This window comes from Mesorhizobium sp. M7A.F.Ca.US.005.03.2.1, from assembly GCF_003997795.1.
Lineage (GTDB): Bacteria > Pseudomonadota > Alphaproteobacteria > Rhizobiales > Rhizobiaceae > Mesorhizobium > Mesorhizobium ciceri.
In genome coordinates this window covers 1-6,541 of sequence record NZ_RZRP01000320.1, presented here as the reverse complement: position 1 = coordinate 6,541, position 6,541 = coordinate 1, and the positions used below count along the sequence as shown (strand labels likewise).

The window sequence follows — 6,541 nt, the reverse complement described above, 5'->3', positions numbered from 1 at the left end:
GTTCGCACCGGCGTGACCGCGATCCTGCCCAGGCCGCTTGCCGACCTCGCCAACCCGGTCTTCGCCGGGATCTTCAGCCAGAACGGAAACGGCGAACTGACCGGCTCGCACATCGTCGAGGAAACCGGCGCTTTCAACTTCCCGATCACCATCACCAACACGCATTCCTGCGGCGTTTCCCGCGACGGCACGCTGCGCTGGATGCAAAGCGTGCTGCCGGCGGCGCTTGACAGCGGCTGGGGACTGCCGGTGGCGGCGGAGACCTATGACGGCTTCCTCAACGACATCAACGGCCACCATTTGACGTCGGAGCATGTTGCGCAGGCCCTCGACGGTGCCGCCGGCGGACCGATCGAGGAAGGCAGCGTCGGCGGCGGCACCGGCATGATCACCTTCGGCTTCAAGGCCGGCTCCGGCACGGCATCGCGCATCGTCGAATGGCACGGCCGTGCCTATACGGTCGGCGCCTTCGTGCAGTCCAATTTTGGCAAACGGCGCAATATTGCCATTCGCGGCCTGCGCGCCGGGCCGCAACTCGTCGAACCGGCTGTCCGCGAAGGCACACCGCGCGCCGAAAAGGGTTCGATCATCGCCGTCATCGCCACCGACGCACCGTTCCTGCCGCATCAGATGAAGCGGCTGGCCCGACGGGTGCCGCTTGGCGTCGCCATGACCGGAGGCTTCGGGTATCACAGTTCAGGCGACATTTTCATCGCCTTCTCGACCGCCAATGCGAGCGCCGCGCGGGCGCCATCCGGCCGCATCGCCAGTGCCGATTTTATTCCCGATACCGACATCGATCCGTTTTTCGATGCGGTGATCCAGACCGTGGAGGAAGCAATCCTCAACGCGCTGGTTGCCAATGACGATATGACCGGACGCGACGGGAATTTCGTGCCGGCGCTGCCGAAGACGTGGCTGAAGGAGACCTTTGGCTGAAGACAAAAACGCGGGCCAGAAGCCCGCGCTGCAACAATGTCGCCGCTATGCGATCATTCGGCGGCTTTGATCATTCGGCGGCTTTTCTGGGGGCCTGCTGGCTTTCTTCGGCCTCGGCCGCTTCCTCAAGCCGGGATGCGATAAGTTCCTGGATATCGCCGACTTCTTCCTGGATATCCTCCAGCGGAATGCCGACCTCGGCCGCCTCGGCGGCGCACTCCTTGGCCAAGGTTTCGGCCTGCTTGTCGATCCTTGCCTGAGGGGACTGGCAATGGACCTTTTCGCCGATCCATCCCCGCAAGAATTCGATGGCGTGTTCGCTCATACTGCTGTTCCCTGGCGGCAAAGCCGGTTGGTAATCATAAACGTCGACATCCCCCAAAGGATGCATGTCCCCATTCCAGCCGAGTCGCGGTCAGCCGGCAAGCCAATGCCGTCCAAGGTCCACAGAGCCATAGGAAATCGAGGGGTCAAGGGCATTTTCTGATTCTGGAGGGGTCGGTACCGTTGGCTGGGTCACACCCAGCGCTGCGCCACTGTTTCTATTTGCTTTTTTCCGGTTTCCGAGCCGATTTCCGTCACAATAGATGGCGCAAAACACTACACATTCACAGTTGCTTCGAGGTGCTGCCCTCGGGCGCGCGGGTCGAAGCCGCCGCTATATAGTGACATCCTCCTGCAATGTCGACTCCGCCCGCTATCCTGCTTCTTTCCGCCGCGCCGAAGGGCTCCGCGACGGACGCAGAACAAGTGACGATGGACCCGAACCGGGTGGAGCAGGCCCCGGCGGAGCCGCTCAGACGTGCACAGCCACCACCGCCGCGCAGTCGCCGGCCTTAACCAGCCCGGGGAAATGCCGCGCCGCAAGCATGCCCGACATTTTTGCCCGGATCTCCTGCGGAGCGACGCCGGTGCGGCCGGTGGAATGAATGCGCGCCAGCACCGAGCCTTCTTTGACGGGCTCACCGAGATCGACCATGGTTTCGATCATGCCGTCGTCTTCGGCGAACGAGAAACAATCGCCCGACGGCATGTCGAGCCACTGGGTTCGAGTCTTCTCGACCGCACCATCTACAATGCCGGCATGACGCAGCACGTTGAGAATGCCGCGCCTCGCGATCCGCACGGTTTGCGCGCGCGACGTGCCGCCGCCGCCAAGTTCGGTGCTGACGAAGACCTTGCCCATCTCCTCGGCTGCCGTGTCGTACATGCCAACGGCGTCGATCTCGATCATGCGCATCGAGAACGGAGCGGCAAAGGCCGCGACCGCGTCAAAGGCTTTCTGTTCCAGCGCCTTGTCGGGCAAAGTGTGCGCCGCGCAGAACGGCACGAAGTCCAGCGTCTTGCCGCCGGAGTGGAAGTCGAACACGATGTCGGCGCGAGGCAGCAGCTCACGTTGAAAGTAATCGGCGATCTTTTCGGTCACCGTTCCGTCCGGCCGGCCGGGAAAGCTGCGGTTCATGTTGCCCTTGTCGATCGGCGAGGTGCGCGTGCCGGCGCGGAACGCCGGATAGTTCATTGCCGGCACGATGATCACCGTGCCGCTGACTTGCCTGGGATCGAGGGTCCTGGCGAGATCGTAGAGGGCCAGCGGCCCCTCATATTCGTCGCCATGGTTGGCGCCGGACAGCAGAGCTGCCGGTCCGTTGCCGTTGCGGATGACGCAGATCGGTATCATCACCGAGCCCCACGCGGAATCGTCGCGGCTGTAGGGCAAGCGCAGGAAGCCGTGCTGGACGCCGTCGCGGTCGAAATCGACGGTCGGCGCGACCGGTGATGAGCGTAGATTCGACATCGGGCTCAATCCTTCACCACCAGCTTACGCGGCACATTGGCCAGGCACTCCACACCGGTTTCGGTGATCAGGATGGACTCGGTGATCTCCAGTCCCATCGTTTCCAGCCACAGGCCGGTCATGAAATGGAAGGTCATGCCGGGCTTGAGTTCGGTGCGGTCGCCGGGACGCAAGCTCATCGTGCGCTCGCCCCAGTCCGGCGGATAGGACAGTCCGATCGAATAGCCGGTGCGGTTGTCCTTGACGATGCCATACTTCTTCAGCACGGCGAAGAAGGCGTTGGCGATGTCCTCACAGGCGTTGCCGGGTTTGGCCGCGGCCAGCCCCGCTTCCATACCTTCCAGCGTCGCCTTCTCGGCATCGAGGAATTCCTGCGTCGGCTTGCCTAGGAAGACGGTGCGCGACAGCGGGCAGTGATAGCGGTTGTAGCAGCCGGCGATCTCGAAGAAGGTGCCCTCGTCCCGCTTCATCGGTCTGTCGTCCCAGGTCAGATGCGGCGCCGAGGCATCGGCACCCGACGGCAGCAGCGGCACGATCGCCGGATAGTCGCCGCCGATGCCATCGACGCCGCGCGTGCCGGCATCATAGATTTCGGCAACGAGATCGCATTTGCGCATGCCGACCTCGATCTTGTCGAAGATGCGCTGGTGCATCGCCTCGACGATGCGAGCCGCCTTGCGCATATAGTCGATCTCGGTCGGGCTCTTGATCGCGCGCTGCCAGTTGACCAGCGCGGTGGCATCGACAAAGCGGGCATTGGGCAAATGCTTCTGCAGCGATGCGAAGGCGGCGGCCGAGAACCAGTAATTGTCCATCTCAACGCCGACTGTCAGCTTGCCCCAGCCGCGATCCGCAAGCACGCTGGCCAAAAAATCCATCGGGTGGCGCTCGGTCGACTGCACATAGTGATCGGCATAGCCGACGATGTTATCATGCGCGAGATAGGCAGTGCGCTTGGCACCGTTGGCGTCCTGGCCACGGCCGTACCAGACCGGCTCGCCCGATGGCGGCACGATAACCGCCTGATGCACGTAGAACGACCAGCCGTCATAGCCGGTCAGCCAGGCCATATTGGACGGGTCGCTGATAACAAGAAGATCGACGCCCTTCACCTCCATGGCTTTGCGTGTCTTGGCGAGGCGATCCGCATATTCGCCGCGCGAGAATCTCAGGTTCGGTTGCATTGTTCTTGGTCCTCGTTTGTTGGGCCTTGAGCCTGTTTCAACTTCGTTGAAACCGGCCCGTCGTTCTTGTTTGGGCGTGATCTTTCGGAAAACCGGTTCCCACTTTTCCGGATCACGCCTTGGCCAGCATCAGCTTTCGAAAATGGCCCCGGAACCGGCCACCCGCGCCCGATCGCGGGCGAACGTAGCTATCGCCGTATCCTGAACGCCGGTGCCGGTCAGATCGGCGATGGTGATGTCGCTGGCCGAGCGCCGACCGTGCCGTTTACCGGCGATAATCTGGCCAAGTTCGGTCACCTCTTCCTCAGCGGCCATCACGCCCGCCGCGATGGCGTGATGCAGCTCACCCAGCCGCCGCGTCTGACGGGCGCTGTCCGCGACATAGAGATCGGCCATGCGCAGGATTGCCGGCGCGATCTCGTTCTTGTGCTCGGCGTCGGAGCCCATCGCCGTGATGTGCTGGCCGGCGGAAACGAAACCCGCCTTGATCAGCGGCTCGGTCGAAGGCGTGGTGGTGACGATGATGTCGGCGCCGACAACTGCGTTTGCCGCGTCGGGCTCGGCATGCACGAGAATGCCGAGCTTTTCGCGCAGGGCTCCGGCGGTTGCCTCGGCCTTTGCCGCATCGCGCGCCCAGATGCGCGCCTCGGTAATCGGCCGCACCAGCATCAGGGCTTCCAATTGCAACCCGGCCTGGACGCCGGCGCCGAAGATCGCGGCAACTGACGAGTCCTGCCGCGACAGATGTTTGGCGGCGACGGCGCCGGCAGCAGCGGTTCGGATATCCGTGAGATAGCCGTTGTCGAGCAGCAGTGCTTCGACCAGCCCGGTTTTGGACGACAGCAGCACCATCATGCCGTTGACGCTGGGCAGGCCGAGCTTCGGATTGTCGAAAAAGCCGGGGCTGATCTTGATGGCGAAACCGTCGATATCAGGCACGTAAGCGGTCTTCACGTCGACCTCGCCGCGATGCTCGGGAATATCGAGCCGCAGGATCGGCGGCATCGCCACCGGCAGGGTGGCAAGCGCACGGAAGGCGTTTTCGACGCAGGCGACTGCATCGAGATCGAGTGTCACGATCGCGCGCAATTCTTGCTCGGTGAGGATCGTCATCCGGCTCATGCGGCGTGCTCCTTGAGCGATGGCGCCTCGCCGCAGACGATCCTGCGGTGCGCGTCCATATCGATGTTGCGGCCGGAGAGAAGCACGACCACCGGCCCGTCCGACCTGACCTTGCCGGCGAGTAGCGCGGCGATGCCGACCGCGCCGGCGCCCTCGACGATTTCGCGTTCGCGCGCATAGGCGTGACGGATGCCGGCGGCGATCTCGTCCTCGCTAAGCAGGATGATACCATCGAGCAGGTCGCGGCACATGGCGAAGGTCAGCCGGTTGTCGAGGCCGATGCCGCCGCCGAGCGAATCCGCCAGCGTCGGCAATTCTTCCACCAGCACCGGGCGGCCGGCATCGAGGCTGGCCTTCATCGCCGCGCCACGAGCCATCGAGACACCGATGATCTTTGTGCCGGGGCTGACGCCTTTGATGGCCGCGGCAACGCCTGAGGCGAGCCCGCCACCCGACAACTGCACCAGGACGAGGGCAGCATCCGGGACCTGTTCGATCATCTCAAGCCCGAGCGTGCCTTGCCCGGCGACAATGTCGGGATGGTCGAAGGGCGGCAGCATAACCAGCCCCTCTTGCGCCACCAGCCGATCGACCTCCTGCTGGGCATCGTCCTGACTGTTGCCGATAATGCGAACCTCCGCGCCCAGCCGGCGGATCTCGTCGAGCTTGTTTTCAGGCACCAGCCGCGACATGCAGATCACCGCGCGCATGCCCTCAAGCTTCGCCGCATGCGCCAGCGCGCGGCCGTGGTTGCCGGTCGAGGCCGCGACCACGCCACGCGTCTTCTCCGCGGTGCTGAGCGAAGCGACGGCATTCGAGGCGCCGCGCAGCTTGAAGCTGCCGGTGGTCTGCCGGTGTTCGAGCTTGAGGTGGACGGGGACGCCCAGCCCTTCGGAAAGACTTTGGGACAGCACTGTCGGCGTGCGCTCGACCTTGCCGGCAATGCGCTCACGCGCGGCGCGAATGTGCTCAAGAGTGACCTGTGTCATGATCATCAATCAGGCGGCAAATGGCTGCGTCATCAGACGGCCGAATTCGGGACGCGGCGTGTCATCTCCGCACAGCCGCAGACAATTCCAGGCGGTCGCCTGGTTGCTGGTCACCACGGGACGTCCAATAGTTTTTTCCATTCCGGTGACCGCGAGGGCGCTACGCAGCGCCGTGCAGGAGACGAACAGCGCATCGGCGCTGGCGTCGATCGCCTCACGCGCCAGTTCGACGAGGGCCGCCGGTGCGATGCGCGCCATCTCGCGGTCGTCCTCGAAACCGAGGCAGGTGAAGCTGGCGATCTCGAAGCCGTGCGCCGCGAAATAGGCGGCCATCGGCCTGGATGTCTCGACCGTGTAGGGAGTGAGGATGCTGATCTTGCTTGCGCCCAGCGCACGCAGCCCGCGCACGCCCGCCATCGGCGGGGTGATTACCGGCACGGCGGGCTTTGCGACCTGGATCGCCGCCTCGATCTCGGCATCGCCGATCACCACCGAGGCCGAAGTGCAGGAAT

6 protein-coding genes and 1 pseudogene are annotated in these 6,541 nt (G+C 64.0%); 1 reads left to right on the top strand and 6 read right to left on the bottom strand.

All coding sequences use genetic code 11. The features are described from left to right. Positions 1–939: P1 family peptidase (locus EN991_RS18570; RefSeq protein ID WP_164769180.1), on the top strand; the 939-nt coding region annotated here is incomplete at its 5' end. A gap of 70 nt (positions 940–1,009) precedes the next feature. Here the strand turns inward: EN991_RS18570 and EN991_RS18565 are convergent. The 6 genes and pseudogenes from EN991_RS18565 to EN991_RS18540 all read right to left on the bottom strand — a co-directional run. Then, a complete protein-coding gene (locus EN991_RS18565; RefSeq protein ID WP_127369275.1) occupies positions 1,010–1,264 on the bottom strand; it encodes a DUF768 domain-containing protein in 255 nt (84 codons plus the stop codon). Between the two features lie 471 nt (positions 1,265–1,735). Further along, positions 1,736–2,734: a N(2)-acetyl-L-2,4-diaminobutanoate deacetylase DoeB gene (gene doeB / locus EN991_RS18560; protein WP_024502317.1), complete on the bottom strand. Its 999-nt coding sequence runs from the start codon at positions 2,732–2,734 to the stop codon at positions 1,736–1,738. A 5-nt stretch (positions 2,735–2,739) separates the two neighbouring features. Next, positions 2,740–3,918: an ectoine hydrolase DoeA gene (doeA, locus tag EN991_RS18555; protein ID WP_063172777.1), complete on the bottom strand. Its 1,179-nt coding sequence runs from the start codon at positions 3,916–3,918 to the stop codon at positions 2,740–2,742. A gap of 129 nt (positions 3,919–4,047) precedes the next feature. Beyond that, on the bottom strand, positions 4,048–5,040 hold the full coding sequence (gene eutC, locus EN991_RS18550; RefSeq protein WP_127369274.1) for an ectoine utilization protein EutC: 993 nt from the start codon (positions 5,038–5,040) through the stop codon (positions 4,048–4,050). Then, positions 5,037–6,035 (bottom strand): hydroxyectoine utilization dehydratase EutB, encoded by a 999-nt coding sequence (eutB, locus tag EN991_RS18545; protein ID WP_127367171.1) that lies wholly within the window; start codon positions 6,033–6,035, stop codon positions 5,037–5,039. Before eutB ends, eutC begins: the two co-directional genes overlap by 4 nt. 3 nt (positions 6,036–6,038) lie before the next feature. Next, positions 6,039–6,541: pseudogene (locus EN991_RS18540) on the bottom strand (ectoine utilization protein EutA); the annotation flags it as partial.

Excerpts from the sequence above, each read along its gene's own strand:
- doeB (WP_024502317.1), bottom strand. The coding sequence starts at position 2,734 with ATGTCGAATCTACGCTCATCACCGGTCGCGCCGACCGTCGATTTCGAC.
- EN991_RS18565 (WP_127369275.1), bottom strand. The coding sequence starts at position 1,264 with ATGAGCGAACACGCCATCGAATTCTTGCGGGGATGGATCGGCGAAAAG.
- eutC (WP_127369274.1), bottom strand. The coding sequence starts at position 5,040 with ATGAGCCGGATGACGATCCTCACCGAGCAAGAATTGCGCGCGATCGTG.
- eutB (WP_127367171.1), bottom strand. The coding sequence starts at position 6,035 with ATGATCATGACACAGGTCACTCTTGAGCACATTCGCGCCGCGCGTGAG.
- doeA (WP_063172777.1), bottom strand. The coding sequence starts at position 3,918 with ATGCAACCGAACCTGAGATTCTCGCGCGGCGAATATGCGGATCGCCTC.